This is a genomic window from Streptomyces sp. NPDC017676, from assembly GCF_044329325.1.
Lineage (GTDB): Bacteria > Actinomycetota > Actinomycetes > Streptomycetales > Streptomycetaceae > Streptomyces.
The window spans coordinates 1-19,678 of sequence record NZ_JBIRJA010000004.1 but is presented as its reverse complement, the minus strand read 5'-3'; the positions used below and the strand labels follow the sequence as shown (position 1 = coordinate 19,678).

19 protein-coding genes are annotated in these 19,678 nt (G+C 71.3%); 1 reads left to right on the top strand and 18 read right to left on the bottom strand.

Going from position 1 to position 19,678, the window contains the following annotated elements:
* Positions 1 to 146 precede the first annotated feature (146 nt).
* Positions 147 to 944: a tyrosine-protein phosphatase gene (locus tag ACH4LD_RS10140; RefSeq protein WP_398053792.1), complete on the top strand. Its 798-nt coding sequence runs from the start codon at positions 147 to 149 to the stop codon at positions 942 to 944.
* Between the two features lie 38 nt (positions 945 to 982).
* Here ACH4LD_RS10140 and ACH4LD_RS10135 read toward each other — a convergent pair whose 3' ends face one another.
* The 18 genes from ACH4LD_RS10135 to ACH4LD_RS10050 form a co-directional block, all read right to left on the bottom strand.
* A complete protein-coding gene (locus tag ACH4LD_RS10135) occupies positions 983 to 1,105 on the bottom strand; it encodes a DUF6126 family protein (RefSeq protein ID WP_037824369.1) in 123 nt (40 codons plus the stop codon).
* Positions 1,102 to 1,731, bottom strand: coding sequence for a helix-turn-helix domain-containing protein (locus ACH4LD_RS10130; protein ID WP_398053791.1), 630 nt, complete (start codon positions 1,729 to 1,731; stop codon positions 1,102 to 1,104). The genes ACH4LD_RS10135 and ACH4LD_RS10130 overlap by 4 nt, the downstream gene beginning before the upstream one ends.
* Positions 1,732 to 1,818: 87 nt before the next feature.
* On the bottom strand, positions 1,819 to 3,204 hold the full coding sequence (locus ACH4LD_RS10125) for an aspartate aminotransferase family protein (protein ID WP_398053790.1): 1,386 nt from the start codon (positions 3,202 to 3,204) through the stop codon (positions 1,819 to 1,821).
* Complete coding sequence (gene dxs, locus ACH4LD_RS10120) at positions 3,201 to 5,099, bottom strand: 1-deoxy-D-xylulose-5-phosphate synthase (RefSeq protein WP_398053789.1); 1,899 nt, start codon at positions 5,097 to 5,099, stop codon at positions 3,201 to 3,203. The genes ACH4LD_RS10125 and dxs overlap by 4 nt, the downstream gene beginning before the upstream one ends.
* A 36-nt stretch (positions 5,100 to 5,135) precedes the next feature.
* The gene (gene ispG, locus ACH4LD_RS10115) at positions 5,136 to 6,263 is read right to left on the bottom strand and encodes a flavodoxin-dependent (E)-4-hydroxy-3-methylbut-2-enyl-diphosphate synthase (protein WP_132789092.1); all 1,128 of its coding nucleotides are present in this window, start codon (positions 6,261 to 6,263) and stop codon (positions 5,136 to 5,138) included.
* Between the two features lie 4 nt (positions 6,264 to 6,267).
* The gene (hpnH, locus tag ACH4LD_RS10110) at positions 6,268 to 7,290 is read right to left on the bottom strand and encodes an adenosyl-hopene transferase HpnH (RefSeq protein WP_014676208.1); all 1,023 of its coding nucleotides are present in this window, start codon (positions 7,288 to 7,290) and stop codon (positions 6,268 to 6,270) included.
* 5 nt (positions 7,291 to 7,295) lie between these two features.
* Entirely contained in the window at positions 7,296 to 7,937 is a 642-nt protein-coding gene (locus ACH4LD_RS10105; protein ID WP_132789094.1) for a 1-hydroxy-2-methyl-2-butenyl 4-diphosphate reductase, read from the bottom strand.
* Position 7,938: 1 nt separating this feature from the next.
* Complete coding sequence (gene shc / locus ACH4LD_RS10100; RefSeq protein ID WP_398053788.1) at positions 7,939 to 9,969, bottom strand: squalene--hopene cyclase; 2,031 nt, start codon at positions 9,967 to 9,969, stop codon at positions 7,939 to 7,941.
* A 120-nt stretch (positions 9,970 to 10,089) separates the two neighbouring features.
* The gene (locus ACH4LD_RS10095) at positions 10,090 to 11,223 is read right to left on the bottom strand and encodes a polyprenyl synthetase family protein (protein ID WP_132789096.1); all 1,134 of its coding nucleotides are present in this window, start codon (positions 11,221 to 11,223) and stop codon (positions 10,090 to 10,092) included.
* The gene (gene hpnE, locus ACH4LD_RS10090; protein ID WP_398053787.1) at positions 11,223 to 12,650 is read right to left on the bottom strand and encodes a hydroxysqualene dehydroxylase HpnE; all 1,428 of its coding nucleotides are present in this window, start codon (positions 12,648 to 12,650) and stop codon (positions 11,223 to 11,225) included. Before hpnE ends, ACH4LD_RS10095 begins: the two co-directional genes overlap by 1 nt.
* Positions 12,647 to 12,865, bottom strand: a complete 219-nt coding sequence (locus tag ACH4LD_RS10085; protein WP_398054121.1) for a DUF6380 family protein — start codon at positions 12,863 to 12,865, stop codon at positions 12,647 to 12,649. Before ACH4LD_RS10085 ends, hpnE begins: the two co-directional genes overlap by 4 nt.
* A 38-nt stretch (positions 12,866 to 12,903) precedes the next feature.
* Positions 12,904 to 13,866, bottom strand: coding sequence for a presqualene diphosphate synthase HpnD (hpnD, locus tag ACH4LD_RS10080; RefSeq protein ID WP_398053786.1), 963 nt, complete (start codon positions 13,864 to 13,866; stop codon positions 12,904 to 12,906).
* Positions 13,863 to 14,759 carry a squalene synthase HpnC gene (gene hpnC / locus ACH4LD_RS10075; protein WP_398053785.1) on the bottom strand — a complete coding sequence of 299 codons (897 nt, stop codon included), beginning with the start codon at positions 14,757 to 14,759 and terminating at the stop codon, positions 13,863 to 13,865. Before hpnC ends, hpnD begins: the two co-directional genes overlap by 4 nt.
* Before the next feature lie 360 nt (positions 14,760 to 15,119).
* On the bottom strand, positions 15,120 to 15,908 hold the full coding sequence (locus ACH4LD_RS10070; RefSeq protein WP_014676201.1) for an ABC transporter ATP-binding protein: 789 nt from the start codon (positions 15,906 to 15,908) through the stop codon (positions 15,120 to 15,122).
* Positions 15,901 to 16,830, bottom strand: coding sequence for an ABC transporter permease (locus ACH4LD_RS10065; RefSeq protein WP_103814012.1), 930 nt, complete (start codon positions 16,828 to 16,830; stop codon positions 15,901 to 15,903). Before ACH4LD_RS10065 ends, ACH4LD_RS10070 begins: the two co-directional genes overlap by 8 nt.
* 91 nt (positions 16,831 to 16,921) lie before the next feature.
* Positions 16,922 to 17,794, bottom strand: coding sequence for a glycosyltransferase (locus ACH4LD_RS10060; protein WP_132789123.1), 873 nt, complete (start codon positions 17,792 to 17,794; stop codon positions 16,922 to 16,924).
* 8 nt (positions 17,795 to 17,802) lie between these two features.
* Entirely contained in the window at positions 17,803 to 18,582 is a 780-nt protein-coding gene (locus ACH4LD_RS10055) for a CDP-alcohol phosphatidyltransferase family protein (RefSeq protein WP_398053784.1), read from the bottom strand.
* Positions 18,560 to 19,621, bottom strand: coding sequence for an iron-containing alcohol dehydrogenase family protein (locus tag ACH4LD_RS10050; RefSeq protein WP_398053783.1), 1,062 nt, complete (start codon positions 19,619 to 19,621; stop codon positions 18,560 to 18,562). Before ACH4LD_RS10050 ends, ACH4LD_RS10055 begins: the two co-directional genes overlap by 23 nt.
* Positions 19,622 to 19,678: the final 57 nt, after the last annotated feature.

The following is a 19,678-nucleotide window of genomic DNA, read 5'->3' as shown; positions in this document are numbered from 1 at the left end:
CGCTCAAGTGCCAACATCATCAAGGGCCGCGGACCCCTCTGACAATGCCTGTGGACAACTCATTGCCCGAGGAAATCGATGCCGTATGGTCGACTCAGCGCCCGCCGACGAGCCGCGACGGCGGGGACCGACCGGGAGGAGCCCCCGTGACGCAGCAGGTCCCGTCGACCGAGCCGGAGCTGGCCGGAGTGCGCAATTTCCGTGACGTGGGCGGGCTGCCGACCACGGACGGGCGGCGGGTGCGGTACGGCGTGCTGTTCCGCAGCGGGCACCTGGCGCACGCGACGGAGGAGGACGCGGCCTTCCTCTCCTCCCTGGGCCTGCACACGATCTTCGACTTCCGCAACGCGGCCGACCAGAAGCTGGAAGGGCCGGACGTCGAGCTGCCCGGCGTGCGGAACGTGAACCTGCCGCTGAGCGACCCGGCGGACGGCGCCGAGTTCTGGAAGATGGTCCGCGACGGCGACCTCGACCAGCTGCGCGCGATCCTGGACGACGGCAAGGGCGCGGCCCGGATGATCGCCTCCTACCGGAAGATCGTCACGGAGCGCACCGCCGAGCACGCGCGCGTGCTGCACGCGCTGGCCGACGACAGCGTGCCCGCGCTGATGCACTGCGCGGCGGGCAAGGACCGCGCGGGCATCTCCATGGCCGTCACGCTCCTCGCTCTGGGAGTGGAGCGGGACGCGATCGTCGCCGACTACCTGGAGTCGGGCGCCGCCCACCGCCGCTACAAGGTCCGCCGCAGCGGCAGCGCGGACACCGCGTACACGCCCGAGGTGATGGAACTGCTCAACCCCCTCTTCGACGCCCGCGCCGAGTACCTGGAGGCGGCCTTCGGGAGCATCGAGGAGACCTGGGGCGACATCGACACCTACCTGGCGCGGGGCCTCGGCCTCTCCCCCGACTCCCGCGAGCGGCTGCGCGCCCGCCTGCTGGACTGACGGGAGGACGCCGGCCGGCTGGTTCCGCCCCTATGCCCCTATCCCTTGCCGCCCAACGCGAACAGCAGGTAGAGGAACGCGGCCAGGACGTGCCCGAGGGCGATGTAGATGATCAGCCGGATCCACAGGGATCGGGGGAACTTCTCCTCGAAGTTGCTCATGGCAGCTCTCCGGTCAGCGGGCCCAGGCACAGCGTGGCCGTGGGGCTCTGCAGCAGGGTGTGGACGAACAGCAGCTCCACGCCGTCGTGGTCCTCAGCGGCGAGGCGGTGCGGGGTGAGCGAGTCGAAGTGCGCGCTGTCACCGGGCCCCAGCAGGTGCACGGTGTCGCCGAGGCACAGGCGCAGTCGCCCGGTGAGGACGTAGAGCCATTCCTCACCGGGGTGGACGCGCACGATGTCGCCCTGCGAGCCGTACGGCACCCGGACCCGCAGGGCCTGCATGCCGCGGCCGGGCGCGCCGGCCTGGACGTACGTCCACCCGCCCGCGCGGGTCGGCTCCATGTCGGCGGCCCGCACGATCGCGTCCCGGTCGGTGACCGTCTCACCGAGGAGCTCGGAGACGGTCGTACCGTAGATACGGGCGAGCGCGAGCAGCATCGGCAGCGACGGCTGACGCTGCCCGGTCTCCAGCCGGGAGAGGTGGGCCGGGGAGAGCCCGGCCGCGCGGGCCGCGGCCTCCAGCGTGAGGCCGGCGCGCCGGCGCAGGGCGCGCAGCTGCGGCGCGACGGCGGGCAGGCCGTCGTCCGGAGCCGGGCCCCCCGCCGGCGCGGCGTCTGAGGCGTTCATGCCTCCATTCAGCCCCAGTCTTGCCCCGCAGGCAATTTTCTTGCCTCTGAGGCAAAGAGCGGGGGCAGCCGCGCCGGCCGGCACCCGTCAGCGGTTGGCCACCGCCTGCTTGATCAGGGTCTTGCCGAAGTCCCACATCAGGCCGCCGCCGCTGTGCGCGTCGTCCATGACCGCGGCGAAGGCATCCACGAACCGGTCCACGTCGGCCTCGTCGATGACCAGCGGCGGAATGAGCTTGATCACCTCCAGATGGTCACCGGAGACCTGTGTGAGGATGCGGTGCTTCTGGAGCAGCGGTACGACGACCATCTGGGCGAACAGCCCCTTGCGGGCCGCCTGGAGCATGGTCCAGCGGCTGCGCAGCTTCAGCGAGGACGGCTTGCCGAACTCGATGCCGATCATCAGGCCCCGGCCCCGGACGTCGGCGAGCAGTTCGTACGTGTCGATCAGCGCGGTGAGCCGGGACTTCAGCAGTTCGCCCGTCCGGCGCACGCCGGCGACGATCTGCTCGTTCTCCATGACCGACAGCACGGCGAGCCCGCACGCCATGGCCTGGGCGTTGGAGCCGAAGCTCGCCGAGTGCACCAGCACCCGGTCCATGGACGAGTAGACCTTCTTGAAGATCCACTCCTTGCCGAGAGTGGCGCCGACGGGCACATAGCCGCCGGACAGTGCCTTGGCGACGCACACCAGGTCGGGTTCGACGCCGTCCTCGTGCTGGTAGGCGTAGAAGTCGCCGGTGCGGCCGAGGCCGGTCTGCACCTCGTCGGCGATGAGCAGCGCCTTGTGCCGGTGCAGCAGCTCCTGAGCGGCCCGCAGATAGCCGGGCGGCGCCTCGTGCACGCCCTTGCCCTGGATCGGCTCCACGATCAGCGCGGCGACGTCGCCCTTCATCAACTCCCGCGCCAGGGCGTCGAGATCCCCGAGCGGTACGGCGGTGTCGGGCAGCAGCGGGGCGAAGCCGTCGCGGAAGCCGCTCTCGCCGTTGACCGAGAGGGAGCCGGTGGTCAGGCCGTGGAAGGCGTGGTCGCAGTAGAGGACGCGCGGTTTACCGGTGGCGTACCGGGCGAACTTCAGGGCCGTCTCCACCGCCTCGGTGCCGCTGTTGCCGAAGAAGACCCGGTCCAGGTGCGGGCTGTGGGCCAGCAGCCGCTCGGCGAGCAGGCCGGGCAGCGGCTGGCAGTCGAAGCGGGTGAGGTCGGCGAGGTCCAGGTCCAGGACGTCGTGCAGCGCCTTGCGGACGACCGGGTGGTGGCGGCCGAGGCCCATCACACCGAACCCGGCGAGCATGTCCAGGTAGTCGTTGCCCTCCGCGTCGAAGAAGTGCGCTCCCTCGGCACGCTCGTAGACCTTGTCGAAGCCGATGGTGTGCAGCATGCGCGGGAGCTGCGGGTTGAGGTGCCTCGCGTGCAGCTCGTAGCGCTCGGCTCCGCGCTCGGCGAGCAGGGCGCCGAGGTCGAACTCGGTGGTCATTCACTCTCCTTGACTGCGCCGCCGACGTCCTTGACGGCCAGGCTCGCGCTGATCCGCCCGGCGATCTCGACGGGCGTGAGACCGATGTCGGCCAGCACCTCGCTGCGTTTGGCGTGCGGAAGGAACTGCTCCGGGATGCCGAACCGCCGCACCGGCACGTCCACGTCGGCGTCGCCGAGGGCCAGCGCCACCGCCGAACCGACGCCCGCGGCCCGGCTGTTGTCCTCGACCACGGCCACCAGACGGTGCTCGGCCGCCAGGCCCGGCAGCGCGGGGTCGACCGGCTTGACCCAGCGCGGGTCCACCACCGTGCAGCCGATGCCGCGGGCCTGGAGCAGCTCGGCGGCCTGGAGGCACACGGAGGCCATCACGCCGACCGCCACCAGCAGCACCTCGGGGCGGTCGGCGCGGTGCAGGACGTCCATGCCGCCGACTTGGTCGAGCGCCGGCAGGGACGGGCCGACGGATTCCTTCGGGAAGCGGACCAGGGTGGGCGCGTCGTCCACGGCGACCGCCTCGCGCAACTGGGCGCGCAGCTGGTCGGCGTCGCGCGGGGCGGCGATCCTGAGCCCCGGGACGACCTGGAGGACGGACATGTCCCACATGCCGTTGTGGGAGGGCCCGTCGACGCCGGTGACGCCGGCCCGGTCCAGGACGAAGGTGACCCCGCAGCGGTGCAGGGCGACGTCCATCAGGAGCTGGTCGAAGGCCCGGTTGAGGAAGGTGGCGTAGACGGCGACGACCGGGTGCAGCCCGCCGGTCGCGAGGCCGGCCGCGGAGACGGCCGCGTGCTGCTCGGCGATGCCCACGTCCCACACCCGGTCCGGGAAGCGCTCGGCGAACTTCCCGAGGCCGACCGGGTGCAGCATGGCCGCCGTGATCGCCACGACGTCCTCGCGCTCCTCGCCGATCTTCACGATCTCCTCGCCGAACACCGAGGTCCAGGAGGGGCCGCCCGCCGGGGCGAGCGGTGCGCAGGTGAGCGGGTCCATCACGCCGACGGTGTGGAAGTGGTCCTCCTCGTGCGCGAGGGCGGGCTCGTAGCCGCGGCCCTTCTCGGTGAGGCAGTGGACCAGGACGGGGCCGTGGAAGCGTTTCGCGCGGCGCAGCGCGGACTCGACGGCGCCGATGTCATGGCCGTCGATCGGGCCGAGGTACTTCAGGCCCAGGTCCTCGAACATGCCCTGCGGGGCGAAGGCGTCCTTGAAGCCCTTCTTCGCGCCGTGCAGGGACTCGTAGAGGGTGCTGCCGACGACCGGGGTGCGCTGGAGCACCTCCTTGCCCCAGGCGAGGACCTTCTCGTAGCCGTCGGTGGTGCGCAGGGTGGCCAGGTGGTTGGCGAGGCCGCCGATGGTGGGGGCGTACGACCGCTCGTTGTCGTTGACGACGATGATCAGCGGCCGTTCCTTGGCCGCCGCGATGTTGTTGAGCGCTTCCCAGGCCATGCCGCCGGTCAGCGCGCCGTCGCCGATGACCGCGACCACATGGCCCTTCTCCCCCAGCACCTGGTTGGCCTTGGCGAGCCCGTCGGCCCAGCCGAGCGCGGTGGAGGCGTGGCTGTTCTCGATGACGTCGTGCTCGGACTCCTCGCGCGAGGGGTAGCCGGACAGTCCGCCCTTGCCGCGCAGCTTGGAGAAGTCCTGACGCCCGGTCAGCATCTTGTGCACATAGCTCTGGTGGCCGGTGTCCCACAGGATGCGGTCGACCGGTGACTCGAAGACCCGGTGGAGCGCGACGGTCAGTTCCACGACCCCCAGGTTGGGGCCGAGGTGACCGCCGGTCCTCGACACCGCGTGCACCAGGAAGTCACGTATCTCCTCGGACAGTTCACCGAGTTCCGCCTCGGACAGCGCCTTCAGGTCGCGTGGTCCCCGGATCTTCTCCAGAATCGTCACGCTAGGGCCCCCTCTCGGTCCGTGCCTTGCCTCAACTCAACTGTCTGCGGGGCTCGTCCGCTCGGCGAGCTTCATGGCCTCCTCGATGAGGGTCTCCACGATCTTCGACTCGGGGACGGTCTTGACGACCTCGCCCTTGACGAAGATCTGGCCCTTTCCGTTGCCCGAGGCAACTCCGAGGTCGGCCTCGCGAGCCTCGCCCGGACCGTTGACCACACACCCCATCACCGCCACCCGGAGCGGCACTTCCATGCCGTCCAGCCCGGCGGTGACCTCCTCGGCGAGCTTGTACACGTCCACCTGGGCCCGGCCGCAGGACGGACAGGAGACGATCTCCAGGCGCCGCTGCCGCAGCCCCAGCGACTGGAGGATCTGGATGCCGACCTTGACCTCCTCGGCGGGCGGCGCGCTCAGCGACACCCGGATGGTGTCCCCGATGCCCCGGGACAGCAACGCCCCGAAGGCCACGGCCGACTTGATCGTGCCCTGGAAGGCCGGACCGGCCTCCGTGACGCCCAGGTGCAGCGGGTAGTCGCACTGTTCGGCGAGCTGCCGGTACGCCTCGATCATCACGACCGGGTCGTTGTGCTTGACGGAGATCTTGATGTCGCGGAAGTCGTGCTCCTCGAAGAGCGACGCCTCCCACAGGGCCGACTCGACCAGGGCCTCCGGGGTCGCCTTGCCGTACTTCTGGAGCAGCCGCCGGTCCAGCGAACCGGCGTTGACGCCGATCCGGATCGGCGTGCCGTGGTCCTTGGCGGCCCTGGCGATCTCCTTGACCTGGTCGTCGAACTTCTTGATGTTGCCGGGGTTCACGCGCACCGCCGCACAGCCGGCCTCGATGGCGGCGAACACGTACTTCGGCTGGAAGTGGATGTCCGCGACCACCGGGATCTGCGACTTGCGGGCGATGGTGGCGAGGGCGTCCGCGTCGTCCTGCGTGGGGCAGGCGACGCGGACGATCTGGCAGCCGGACGCGGTGAGTTCCGCTATCTGCTGCAGGGTGGCGCCGATGTCCGACGTGCGGGTCGTCGTCATGGACTGCACCGACACCGGGGCTCCGCCCCCGACCGCCACCGGCCCGACGTGGATCTGCCGCGACTGCCGTCGCGGCGCGACCGGACGGGCCGGTACCCCGGGAACGCCCAAGGGAACGGCGGTCATCGCCTCACTCCCGGTTCCCGGAGACGGTCTCGCGCATCGCCCGCAGGGACTCCTTGAGGGAGCCCATGGTGGCGAGGACGGCCGTCGGCTCGTAGCCGCAGTGCGCCATGCAGTTGTCGCAGCGCGGGTCCTTGCCGCGGCCGTACTTGTCCCAGTCGGTCTTCTCGATGAGTTCGCGGTACGTCGGCACGTACCCGTCGCTCATCAGGTAGCAGGGGCGCTGCCAGCCGAAGAGCGAGTAGTTCGGGATCGCCCACGCGGTGCACGGGAAGTCGACCTTGCCCTCCAGGAAGTCCAGGAAGAGCGGGGAGTGGTTGAGCCGCCACTTCTTGCGGTTGCCGCCCGCGAAGGCCTTCCGGAACAGCTCGCGGGTCTGCTCGACACCGAGGAAGTGGTCCTGGTCGGGAGCCTTCTCGTAGGCGTAGGCGGGCGAGATCATCATCTCGTCGACCTTGAGGTCGTCGTTGAGGAAGTTGAGCACCTCGATGATGGTCTGCGGGGTGTCGGTGTTGAAGAAGGTGGAGTTGGTGGTGACCCGGAAGCCGCGCCGCTTGGCCTCCTTGATGGCCTCCACCGCCTCGTCGAAGACGCCTTCCTTCGCGACGGACTCGTCGTGCCGCTCCCGCAGCCCGTCGATGTGCACGGCGAAGGCGAAGTAGGGCGAGGGCGTGAACTTGTCCATCTTCTTGCGCAGCAGCATCGCGTTGGTGCACAGGAAGACGTACTTCCGCTTCGCCACCAACTGCCGCACGATCTCGTCGATCTGAGGGTGCATCAACGGTTCGCCGCCGGCGATGGACACCATCGGCGCACCGGACTCCAGCACCGCGCCCACGGCCTGGGCGACCGGCATGCGCTGCTTGAGCACACCGGCCGGGTGCTGGATCTTGCCGCAGCCCTCGCACTTCAGATTGCAGGCGAACAGCGGTTCCAGCTCCACGATGAGCGGGAACTTGTCCCGCTTGCGGAGCTTCTGTTCAGCCAGGTATGTCGCGACCTTGATGGACTGGCGCAACGGCATGGCCATCTGGCTCACCTCCGAGGGAGCAGCAAAGAACGGTGCCATTCAAAAAATGAGGGAAGGATGGAACGAAGAACGCGGAAGGCTGATATTCCACCGCGCAGCGTGCCGATCCGGACGAGTTCGTGTTCCGGAGCGTCCACGACGACCCGGACGGCCGCGACCGGGCGGTCGCCCGTGCGGACGGCCGTGCGCAGCGTGGCCGCCGACTCCATGTCGACCGCGACCGCGCCGGTGGCGAGCAGATCGTACCGCTCGGCCCCCCGCACCACGTGGTCGGAGCCGGTGAGCGGGCCGGTGTGGACCGTGCGTCCGGGCAGCAGGCGCACGAGTTCCTTGACCAGCAGGTCGGTGCCCACGCACGGGACGGTCCCGCGCGGGTCCCGGGTCTCCTCGGCGACGACCAGGTCGCCGGGGTGCATGCCGGGGGCCAGCCCGGCGCAGAAACCGGTGGCCAGCACGGCGGTGCCGGCCGCCGCCGGACCGGCGAGGTGCCGGCCGACGGAGCGTTCCGCCGCCTTCGGGCCCATGCCCGTGCGGACGACGGTGTACGGCCCGTCCGCCCCGCTCCTGTCGCCGGTGCGCAGGGCGAGGTGCTCGATGCCGAGCGCGCAGGCGATCAGCAGCGGGGCCGGGGCGGGCTGGCCGTTCAAGTCAGCTCCCCGTCGCCCGTGACGCGGCCGTCCCGGCCTTGGCGAGGAGCTTGCGCTCGAAGGGGTCGCCGTGCAGGTAGCGGCCGAGCGCGGTGAGCGGGAACACCTGCCGGTACAGGTGGTAGTTGATGGAGAAGTCCCAGGGGAAGCCGGTGCCGGTGAAGTACGGCTCGTCCCAGGTGCCGTCCTCGCGCTGGGTCCGGGCCAGCCACTGGATGCCGCGCTCGACGGCCTCGGAGTCCTTCTCCCCCGCCGCGAGCAGTGCCATCAGCGCCCACGCGGTCTGCGAGGCGGTGGAGGCGCCCCGGCCGCTCCACTCCTTGGCGTACTTGTAGGAGCGCAGGTCCTCGCCCCAGCCGCCGTCGTCGTTCTGGACGCTCTCCAGCCAGGTCACGGCCCGCCGGATCGCCGGGTGCGAGCCGGGCAGTCCGGCCGCGGTCAGCGCGGGCACCACCGAGCCGGTGCCGTAGATGTAGTTGACGCCCCAGCGGCCGAACCACGAGCCGTCCGGTTCCTGTTCGGCGAGCAGCCAGTCGATGCCGCGGCGGGTGCGCGGGTCGTGGGCGAGTCCCTCGGCGGCGAGCATCTCCACGACGTGCGCGGTGACGTCCGCGGACGGCGGGTCGATGACCTCGCCGAAGTCGCAGAACGGCAGCCGGTTGGGGAACGGGCTGGTGTTGTCGACGTCGAAGGCGCCCCAGGCACCGTTCTTCGACTGCATGCCGAGGTTCCAGCGCACGGCCCGGCCGATCGCCTTGTCGACGCGCTCGGGGTCGTGGTGCCGGACCCGGCGCAGCGCGAGAGCGACCTCGGCGGTGTCGTCGATGTCCGGGTAGTTGTCGTTGTGGAACTCGAACGCCCAGCCGCCCGGCGGCAGTCCGGGACGCTTCACGGCCCAGTCGCCGGGCCGGACGATCTCCTCGCCGAGCATCCAGTCGGCCGCCTTGACCAGTTGGGGGTGGTCGACGGGCAGACCGGCGTCCACGAGGGCGATGGTGGCCAGGCAGGTGTCCCAGACCGGGGACTGGCAGGCCTCGATCATCCGGGCGCCGTCCTCGCGCCAGACGGCGAAACGGTCCAGGGAGGCGAGGCCCTCACGCATCACGGGGTGCTGGAGGTCGTAGCCGAGCAGGTGCAGGGCGATGACCGAGTACACGGCCGGCGGCTGGATGCCGCCCCAGCAGCCGTCGTTCTCCTGCCGCTCGATGATCCAGCGGGCCGCCGCGTTCATCGCGGCCTTGCGCAGCCTGCGCGGGGCGACCTTGCGGAACTGGTGCAGCGCCTTGTCGATGCGCTGGAAGGCGCCGTCCCAACTGGCCAGCGGGGCCAGGGGCCTGGGCGGGTTGGGCCGGGCCGGGTCGGTGTGCAGTTCGTCCAGCGGGAAGGGCGCGGGGCGCACCGGGCGCTTGGCCGAGACGATGGTGAGCGGGACGATGGTCTGCCGGGCCCAGCATCCGAAGTCGTAGATGTTGAGCGGCATCCAGGTGGGGAACCAGATCAGCTCGGGGGGGAGTTCGGGCAGGTCCTCCCACTTCCACCAGCCGAACAGGGCGAGCCAGATCCTGGTGAACACGCGGGAGGCGGCGATGCCGCCGCGCTCGCGGATCCAGGCGGACGCCTTCGCCATGTGCGGGGCGTCGGGCGCGTCGCCGGCCAGACGCAGGGCGACGTACGCCTCGATGGTGGTGGACAGTTCGCCGGGGCCGCCGTAGAAGGAGGCCCAGGTGCCGTCCTCACGCTGTTCGCCGCGGATGAACTTCGCGGCGGCCTGCGTGGTCTGCTCGTCCTGGATGCCCAGGAACTGACGGAGCAGCAGGTCCTCGGCGTCCATGGTGACGTTGGTCTCCAGGTCGCCCTTCCACCAGCCCTCGGAGTCCTGCCGGGAGAGCAGGAAGTCGGTGGCGCGTCGTGCGGCGCGCGTGGCGGCTTCTTGTACCCCGGCCGCCTCGGGGGTGGTGAGGGTGGTGTCGCTGGCCGCGGCAGCCCGGGACGGCAAGGTCGCCCCGGTGCTTCCGTCGGTCGTCGCTGTCATGGCTTCCCCTTCGTGCAGTCGTGCGAGTCGTGCTGCTGTGGGTCCGCCGTCGGCCGGTGTCCTTCATCCGTGGGGAGACACCGGCCGGCGACTACGCGAGGCTCATCAGGCCAATGGTGATCATCTCTTCCGTACGACGACGAAGTCCGCGAGCGCCGTGAAGGAGTCCCGCACCCGGTCGGGCATGTCGACGGCGTCGAGGGCCTCGATGGCGATGGTGTGCTGACGGCGTGCCTCCGCCGCCGTCCACTCGCGGCCGCCGGCCTCCTCGATGAGGGCGGCGCGGGCCGCGAACTCCTCCTCGGAGAAGTTCTCGAAGTCGCTGCTCTTGGCGTCGGCGGCGAGGATCTCGCCGAGCTGCTCGGAGGCGGGGCCGCCGGCCGCGAGCGCGGCCACCACGGGCAGGGACTTCTTGCGCTGGCGCAGGTCGCTCCAGGTCTGCTTGCCGGTGGCCTCCGGGTCGCCCCAGATGCCGAGCAGGTCGTCCACGGCCTGGAAGGCGAGGCCGAGGTGGTAGCCGTACCGTTCGAGCGCGTCGGCGGTGGCGTCGTCCGCGCCGCCGAGGACCGCGCCGATGGAGCAGGCGCAGGCGAGCAGGGCACCGGTCTTGTTGCCCTCCATCTCCAGGCACTCCTCGACGCTGACCCGGTCGCGGTGCTCGTAGGAGATGTCCTGGGCCTGACCGTCGATCAGGGCGCGGGTGGCGGTGGTCAGCCGGCGGGTGGCGCGGCCGGCCTCGACCGTGCCGAGTTCCAGCAGGACCTCGTTGGCGAGGGCGAACAGGGCGTCGCCGACCAGGATGGCCTGGGCGGGGCCGTGCACCTTCCAGACGGTGTCCCGGTGCCGGCGCTGCTCGTCGCCGTCCATGAGGTCGTCGTGCAGCAGCGAGAAGTTGTGCACGAGTTCGACGGCGACCGCGCCCGGGACGCCCGCCTCGGGTGCGGAGCCGGTGACCTCGGCGGAGAGCACGGCGAGCGCGGGGCGGACGGCCTTGCCGCCGTCGCCGTCGGCGGGGTTGCCGGCCGCGTCGATCCAGCCGAAGTGGTAGGCGGCGACGGTGTCCATGGGAGGCGCCAGGCGGTCGACGGCCGCGCGCAGCACCGGTGTGGCCAGGTTGCGGCCGCGCTCCAGCAGCGCGGTCACGTCCACCGCGGCCCGTGGAGCGGGCGTCGAGGCCGGGGGCACAGTGGGCACAGTCTCTCCTCTTGTTGCGGTACCGGGGGTGCGGGGACCGGCCGCCTGCTGATCGGGCATCAGGCCGCCTCCTCGAACTCGAAGAGGTGGCGGGGGCGGGGCCGGCCCAGGGCGCTGAGCGCGGCGTCGGCCGCGCTCACTCCACTGCGGACCGCACTCTCCATGGTCGCGGGCCACCCGGTGGCGGTCCACGCTCCGGCCAGGTACAGGCCGGGGGCCTTGGTGCGGGCGCCGGGCCGCAGCCGCCCGACGCCGGGGGTGGGGGCGAACGTCGCCGTGCGCTCCCGGGTCACGAAGAAGTCCAGCACCTCGGCGGCGCGCGTACCCGGGATCAGCCGTTGCAGCTCGGGCAGGTAGCGCTCGCGGAGTTCGGCGACCGGGGTGTCGATCTCGTCCTGCGCGGCCGACTGGGACAGCGCCAGGTACTGTCCCGTGCGCAGTCCGGAGGCATGGGTCCGGTCGAACACCCACTGCACGGGCGTGCCGAGGGCGGCGAAGAAGGGCCGGGCGAGCACCTCGCGGTCGTAGACCACGTGGACGTTCAGGATCGGCGCGGTGCCGATCTCCAGCAGCCGTTCGGGCGCGTCGAGGGCGCCGGGCGGCAGCAGGTCGTGGGCCTCGCGCTGGGGTACGGCGAGGACGACCGCGTCGGTTTCGAGGTTCTCGCCGGGAACCTGAACGCTCCACGTCCCGTTCTCGTTGAAGGAGACGGAGGTGACGCGTGTACGGACCTCGGTACGCACGCCCGCGGAGTCGAGCGCCTTGCGGGCCAGCCGGTCGTGCAGTTCGCCCAGCGGGACGTGGGCCCAGCCGATGTCGGCCGCGCCCGGGTCGGACAGCAGACCGGTCTTGAACACCATCGCGGCGAGCCCCAGCGAGGCGTCGCCCGCGACCGCGTTGAGGGTGGCGACCCCGACCAGGTCCCACAGGGCCTCGACGGCACGCGCCGACTGACCGTGCGCGGCCAGCCAGCTGCCGAAGTCCTGGGTGTCCAGGGTCGGATCGGCGAGGTCGAGCCCCTTCAGCGCGAGCGCGGCCCGCCCGACGGCCGCGCGCTCGGCGAGCGAGAGGTGCGGATAGGCGGCCAGGCTGCGCCCCAGGTGGAGGGGGACGGGCAGCGGGTCGCGCCGCAGCCTGCCCAGCCGCCGCCCCTCGGGCTTGGCGACGTCGACGACGGGCACGTCCAGGCGGTCCTGCAGCGGTGCCAGCGCCGCGCCCTCGATCCGGTCGAGGAACCAGCGGTAGGCGGTGCAGCAGCGCAGGTACACGTGCTGGCCGTTGTCGACGGTCAGTTCGCCGCGCTGGAAGGAGAAGGCGAGTCCGCCCAGCCGGGGCCTGCCTTCCAGCAGGGTGACCCGGACGCCCGCGTCGGCGAGGGCGAGCGCCGCGGTGATCCCGGCGAGGCCGCCACCGACCACGACCGCGCTGCGGCCTGCCGTGCGCGCAGTGCCGGACCGCGCCGGTGCGGGGGGTGCGCCGTCACTCATCGTGCGTCCTTCCGTGCGAGCGCTCCGCAGGCCGGGCCGTTGAGGGCCGCCCGTCGTCCGCGGCTTCGTCGTGGCTGGTCGTGCCCACGCGGCGGTAGCCGCATCTGAGACACAGCCCCGCGCCCCCGCGGGGCGCGAGTGTGCTGGTTGAACGGTGCACGCCCGGCCGTCGCAGTCAGGGACGCCACGCCGCGGGAGAGGGTTGCCTGTCGCATGCCGTCCGGTTCGGCCGGCTCTGGTTCGGTGCGCTGCATCAGGCGCGCCTCCGGACGGAGCGCCGGGAGACATGGCGGGTCACGTGCCGGGTGTCGAGTCCGGAGAGACCGCGCACGGCGACGTAGGCCTTCTCGTGTCCGGGCAGCGAGACCCGGCCGCGCAGCACGGCCTCCGGGTCGCGCTCGATGCGGTCCAGCAGCCGGCGGTAGATGCCGGCCATCGCGGCCACACAGGCGCCGCTGCGACGGTCGAGCATGGGCAGCAGCCGGTAGCCCTCGGCGAACAGGGCCCGGGCGCGCCGCACTTCGAAGTGCACGAGACCCGCGAAGTCGGAGCCCTCCGGCGGGGTCGGCCCGTTGAACCCGGCCGAGCAGCCGAACTTGGCGAGGTCGTCGGCGGGCAGATAGGTACGGCCGCCGGCCGCGTCCTCGCGGACGTCGCGCAGGATGTTGGTGAGCTGGAGGGCGAGGCCCAGCGTGTCGGCGTACTCGGCCGCGCGCTCGGCGCCGCGCGCGCCCGGTCCGGTGCCGAACACGCCGAGCGAGAGACGGCCGATGGCACCGGCGACGCACCGGCAGTAGACCTTCAGGTCGTCCCAGGTCTCGTAGGTCTCCCCGCGTACGTCCATCTGGACGCCGTCGATCAGCTCGTCCAGGCCGCCGAGCGGGATCGGGAAGGCGCGCGCGGCGTGGCTGAGGGCGACGGCCACCGGGTCGGTGTCGTCCTCCTCGACCCCGCCCTCGCGGATCCGGGCGAGCAGCGCCCGGGTCTCCTCCAGCCGCACCAGCTTGACCTCGCCGGCCAGCTCGCCGTCGCCGATGTCGTCCACGCGCCGGGAGAACGCGTACAGCGCCGACATGGCGCGGCGCTTGGCCGTCGGCAGCAGCCGGATGCCGTAGGCGAAGTTACGGGCCTGCTGCCCGGTGACGGCCTCGCAGTAGCTGTAGGCGGCGAGTACCGGTGCGGACACGTGCGGCGGAGAATCCACGGTCCGGATCACCCCTCTCCTCGCAGGATCACGCCCGCCTCGCGCAGCAACTGGACCTTGCCGGGTCGGGGCGGGCCGGGAAGTACGTCGTATTCGGCGGCGGCGATCGCGCGGACCGCCGCCCTTCCCCCCGCCACGAACCCTGCGAGCAGCAGCTTGAGCCTGCCGTGGACGCTACCCACCAGGGGGGCGCCTTCATTCAGCAGATCGCGGGCGCGTTGTGCTTCGTATGCAACCAGGGCGCGCACCGATGCGCCCGTGGTTTTCGCGGCGAGGTCCGCTTCCTGGACGTGGAAGCGCTTCATGTCCTCGGCGGGGAGATAGATCCGGTCGCGGCCGAGGTCCTCGGCGACGTCCTGGAGGTGCTCGACGATCTGCAGCGCCGTGCAGATAGCGTCGGAGAGCCGGATCCGCTCGGGGGTGGAGGTGCCGGTGACGGCGAGGACGAGGCGGCCGACCGGGTTGGCGGAGAGTTCGCAGTAGGCGAGGAGGTCGTCGTAGGTCTCGTACCGGGTGACGAGCTGATCCTGGCGGTTGGCGGCGATCAGCCCGAGGAACGGCTCGGGGGTGAGCGCGTGACGGCGGACGGTGGGCTGCAGGCGGCGCAGCAGCGGGTGGCGCGGGGTGCCGTCGAAGACGCGGCGCAGGTCGGCCTCGAAGGCGTCGAGGAGGACCAGGCGGTCGGCGGCGTCGGCGGGCGACACGCCGAGCAGCCGGGCGTCGGCCCCGCCGGGGGCGAGGTCGCCGTCGCCGATGTCGTCCACCAGGCGGGCGAACCCGTAGACGGCCATGAGGTCGGCGCGCCACGCACGGGGGAGGAAGAAGGGGGCCACCGGGAAGTTCTCGCGGGCGGCCTTGTCCAGGGTGGCGCGTTCCAGGTCGGGCGCCTCGACGGCGGCCGTCATCGTGCGCTGCCCGGGGCGTGGACGGCACATGCTCCGCTGAGCAGGGGAGTTTCCGTAGCCATTGCCGTCACATCTCCCGTTCTACACTGCCGATCCGATACACACTATTTCGGACACGCCGCCCCGCTCCGCGCAGGCGTGCCCACCGCAGGCGGGCGCGCATTATCGCCCCACTTGCCGGTTTCCGACGCCGGTACAGCTTACGTTGTACAACGCGGCGTGGCGCGGCAGGGTGTCCTGCACATCACAACAACACACCGATTGCCTTCAAGATTCCTAACGCTGGACGGAGTTGACGTTTCCTTTGCAGACGGAAGGGCCCCGCCGCGAGAATTCCGGCGGGGCCCTGACCGAAACGGGTTACTTGCCCGTGAATTTCTCGTACTCCTTGAGGACCTCTTCGGTCGGTCCGTCCATGCGCAGCTCACCGCGCTCCAGCCACAGCACCCGGTTGCAGGTGTCACGGATGGACTTGTTGTTGTGGCTGACCAGAAACACCGTGCCGGCCTCCTTGCGCAGTTCCCGGATGCGCTCCTCCGAGCGCTTTTGGAACTTGCGGTCGCCGGTGGCCAGCGCCTCGTCGATCATCAGGACGTCGTGGTCCTTGGCGGCGGCGATGGAGAAGCGCAGGCGAGCCGCCATGCCGGAGGAGTAGGTGCGCATGGGCAGGGTGATGAAGTCACCCTTCTCGTTGATGCCCGAGAAGTCCACGATGTCCTGGTAGCGCTCCTTGATCTGCTCCCGGGACATGCCCATGGCGAGCCCGCCGAGGATGACGTTCCGCTCGCCGGTCAGGTCGTTCATCAGGGCCGCGTTCACACCCAGCAGGGACGGCTGGCCGTCGGTGTAGACCTTGCCCTTCTCCGCGGGCAGCAGGCCGGCGATGGCCCGCAGCAGCGTCGACTTGCCGGAGCCGTTGGAGCCGATCAGGCCGATGGCCTCGCCGCGGTAGGCGACGAAGGACACGCCGCGCACGGCGTGCACCTTGCGCACCCCGCGCGCCGCGTCGTCGGAGCGGCGCCTGAGGATCCGGCTCAGGGCCGCCGTGGCGCTGCCCTTGCCGGTCTTGGCGCCGTTGACCCGGTAGACGATGTGCAGGTCGTCCGCGATGACCGTCGGACGGCGGTCCTGGGTGTTCTGCTCAGCCACGGCCGTACCGCTCCTCCGCCTTCCAGAAGTACACGAAGCCGCCCACGGCGAAGAGCACGGCCCAGCCGCCGGCCACCGCCCACACGTGGTCGGGCAGGTTCTCGGAACCGTAGCCGTCGATCAGGGCGAAGCGCATCAGGTCCATGTAGACGGCGGCCGGGTTCCACTGCAGGACCGTCGCGATCCAGTGCGGCTTGTCCTCCAGCATGATCGGGATGGAGAACATCACGCCGGAGGCGTACATCCACGTCCGCATCACGAACGGCATGAGCTGGGCCAGGTCCGGGGTCTTGGCACCCGCACGGGCCATGATCAGCGCGAGCCCGGTGTTGAAGAGGAACTGCAGGGCGAGGACGGGCACGATCAGCAGCCAGGACAGGTCCGGATAGCTGCCGAAGCCGATCGCCACGAGGAACAGCACGATCATCGAGAACAGCAGCTGCTGGAGCTGCTGGAGCGAGAAGGAGACGGGCAGCGAGGCGCGCGGGAAGTGCAGGGCGCGCACCAGCCCGAGGTTGCCGGAGATCGCGCGGACGCCCGACATCACCGAACTCTGCGTGAAGGTGAACACGAACACGCCGGTGACCAGGAAGGGGATGTACACGTCCTGTGACATGCCGCGGCTGGCGTGCAGGATCAGGCCGAAGATGAAGAAGTACACGGCCGCGTTCAGCAGCGGCGTGGCCACCTGCCAGAGCTGGCCGAGCTTGGCCTGGCTGTACTGCGCGGTCAGCTTCGCCTGGGAGAAGGCGAGGATGAAGTGACGGCGCCCCCAGAGCTGACGGACGTACTCCACGAGCGAGGGCCGGGCACCGCTCACGGCAAGCCCGTACTTGGCGGCGAGCTGGGCCGCCGTCAGCCCCTCGTCGGGCGGCGCGGCCGCGGTCACGGCGACCGTGCCGTCGTGCGTGGTCTCACTCACAGGTGGATACTTTCGTCTTCGGATTCGCGTTCGAGTTCGTCGTCCCGCGCGCCGGTCCACAGTGCGCCCGGGCACTCCAGGGACGAGCTTGTCAGATGACCGGCGGACGGCCCAGTCGGGTGAGTCGCCACACCGTACGCCAGCGCATCGGGCGGCGGGGACCGCAGGGCGTCGTCCAGCCTTCCCGGAAGCCGCCGAACCATGCTTTCAGGGCCGGCCGCGAGGGGCGGCGGAGCAGCGTGAGCAGCAGCCAGACGCCCAGGTAGACCGGGACCAGGAGGGCGGGGAGGTTGCGGCGGGCGAGCCAGACGCGGTTGCGGGCGACCATGCGGTGGTAGACCGCGTGCCGCGAGGGCGCGGTCGTGGGGTGGTACAGCACCATGTCGGACCGGTAGTCGATCATCCAGCCCGCGTCGAGGGCCCGCCACGCCAGGTCGGTTTCCTCGTGCGCGTAGAAGAACGCGTCCGGGAGCCCGCCGACGTCCGCGAAGACGCGGGTGCGGACGGCGTTGGCGCCGCCGAGGAAGGTGGTGACCCGGGAGGAGCGCATCGGGTCGGAGGCGCGCAGCCGGGGCACGTGCCGGCGCTGGGTCTCGCCGGTGTCGGGATCCGCGATGCGGAAGCTGATGATGCCCAGCTCCGGGTCGGCGGCGAAGGCCTCGCGGCACAGCTCGGCGGTGTCGTGACGGGCGAGCAGGCCGTCGTCGTCGAGGAAGAGCAATATGTCGACATCGCGACCGCCGGGTCCGAAGGCCTCTATGCCGACGTTGCGCCCGCCGGGAATGCCCAGGTTCTCGGGCAGCTCGACCGTCCGCACGCCCTCGGGCACGTCCGGGACGGGTGAGCCGTTGCCGACGACGACCACCTGGACCGGGTCGCCGTCCTGCTTGGCGACGGAGTCGAGCAGGGCCCGCAGCTCCTCGGGCCGGTTGCCCATGGTGATGATGACGGCACCGACCTTCATGGGCGCGCTCACTTCAGCCTGCTGGAGGCGAGGATGGACACCAGGTGCAGCAGCGTCTGCAGCAGGGCGATGCCGGCGAGGACGGCCGTACCGAGGCGGGTGAAGAACAGGTCGCCGCGGGCCTGGTCCACGATCGCGAGGACGACGATGAGCAGCGAGGCCTCGATGCCGAGGATCAGCCGGTGGAACTTCAGCGCCGAGGCGGCCCGGCGGGCCAGCGCCATGCCGGAGGAGCGCGGCTCCGAGGCGGCCTCCTGCACCGGGGGCCGGCCGGTCTGGTGCCGGGCCACGCCGACCAGGTCGGTCTCGGCCTTGATCAGGATGGCGCCGAGCGCGGCGAGGGTGCCGAGGAAGGCCCACAGCCAGTCGATCCGGCCGCTGCCCCACAGGTCGGCGGCGCGCAGACCGAGGCCGACCAGGACGGCCGCGTCGGTGAGGTAGGCCCCGACGCGGTCCAGGTAGACCCCGCCGAGCGAGTACTGCTTCCGCCAGCGGGCGATCTCGCCGTCGACGCAGTCCAGCAGCAGGTAGAGCTGGGTGGCGACCACGCCGAGCACGGCGCCCGGGATGCCGGGCACCAGCAGGGCCGGGGCCGCGAGCACACCGCAGACGGTCATCAGGTACGTGAGCTGGTTGGGCGTGACCCTGGTGTTCACCAGGTAGCGGTCGACGCGCAGGGACACCTCGCGCATGTAGAGGCGTCCCGCCCAGTGCTCACCGCTGCGCCGGTCCTTCACCCCCGCGGGGTGGACGACCGGACGGAGTTCAGCTACCGATGGCCTTGACATAGTCGGCGTAGATGTCCTTGATCTGGTTCGTCTTGAGGTCGAGGTGTTCGAGGATCGTGTAGCGGCCGGGCCGGGTCTCGGGGGCGAACTCCACCGCGCGGACGAACTCGTCCAGCGTGAAACCGATCTCCTCCGGCAGCACCGGGAGCCCGTGCCGGCGCAGCACCTCGGCCATGTACGCCGACTCCTCGTGGGCGCCGCGCAGGTACATCGCGAAGGCGGCGCCGAGGCCGCACTGCTCGCCGTGGGCCGCGGCGCGCTGGGGGTAGAGCAGGTCGAAGGCGTGGTTGATCTCGTGGCAGGAGCCGGAGGCGGGCCGGGAGTCACCGGAGATCGACATGGCGACACCGGTGAGGACCAGCGCCTCGGCGAGCACCTGGAGGAAGTCGTTGTCCCCGATGCCGCCGGGGTGCCGGAGCACCGCCTCACCGGCCTGCCGGGCCATGGCGGCGGCCAGGCCGTCGATCTGCTCGCCCTTGATCCGGTTCGCCAGCTCCCAGTCCGCGACCGCGTTGATGTTGGAGATCGCGTCACCGATGCCGGCGCGCACGAAGCGGGCCGGGGCCTCGCGGATGACGTCCAGGTCGATCACGGCCGCGATCGGGTTCGGGACGCCGTAGGAGCCGCGGCCCGCGTCGTTGTCGAGGGTGGCGACCGGCGAGCACAGGCCGTCGTGCGCGAGGTTCGTCGGTACGGCGACCAGGGGGAGGCCGACGCGTGCCGCGGCGAACTTGGCGCAGTCGATGATCTTGCCGCCGCCGAGGCCGACGACCGCGTCGTAGTGGTCGGCCTTCATCTCGCCGGCCAGCCTGATCGCGTCGTCCAGGGTGCCGCCGCCCACCTCGTACCAGACCGCCCCGGGCAGCGAGGGCGCGAGGCGCTCGCGCAGCCGGGCCCCGGAGCCGCCGCTGACGGCGACGGCGAGCCGCCCGGAGTGCGAGATCCGCTGATCGGCCAGGACACAGGCCAGGTCGTCGAGGGCACCCGGACGGATGTCGACGACGACCGGCGAGGGGATGAGCCGGGTCAGTACTGGCACGCGATCACCCGTCCGCGGGCGAGGTCGTCGTGGTTGTCGATCTCGACCCAGCTCACG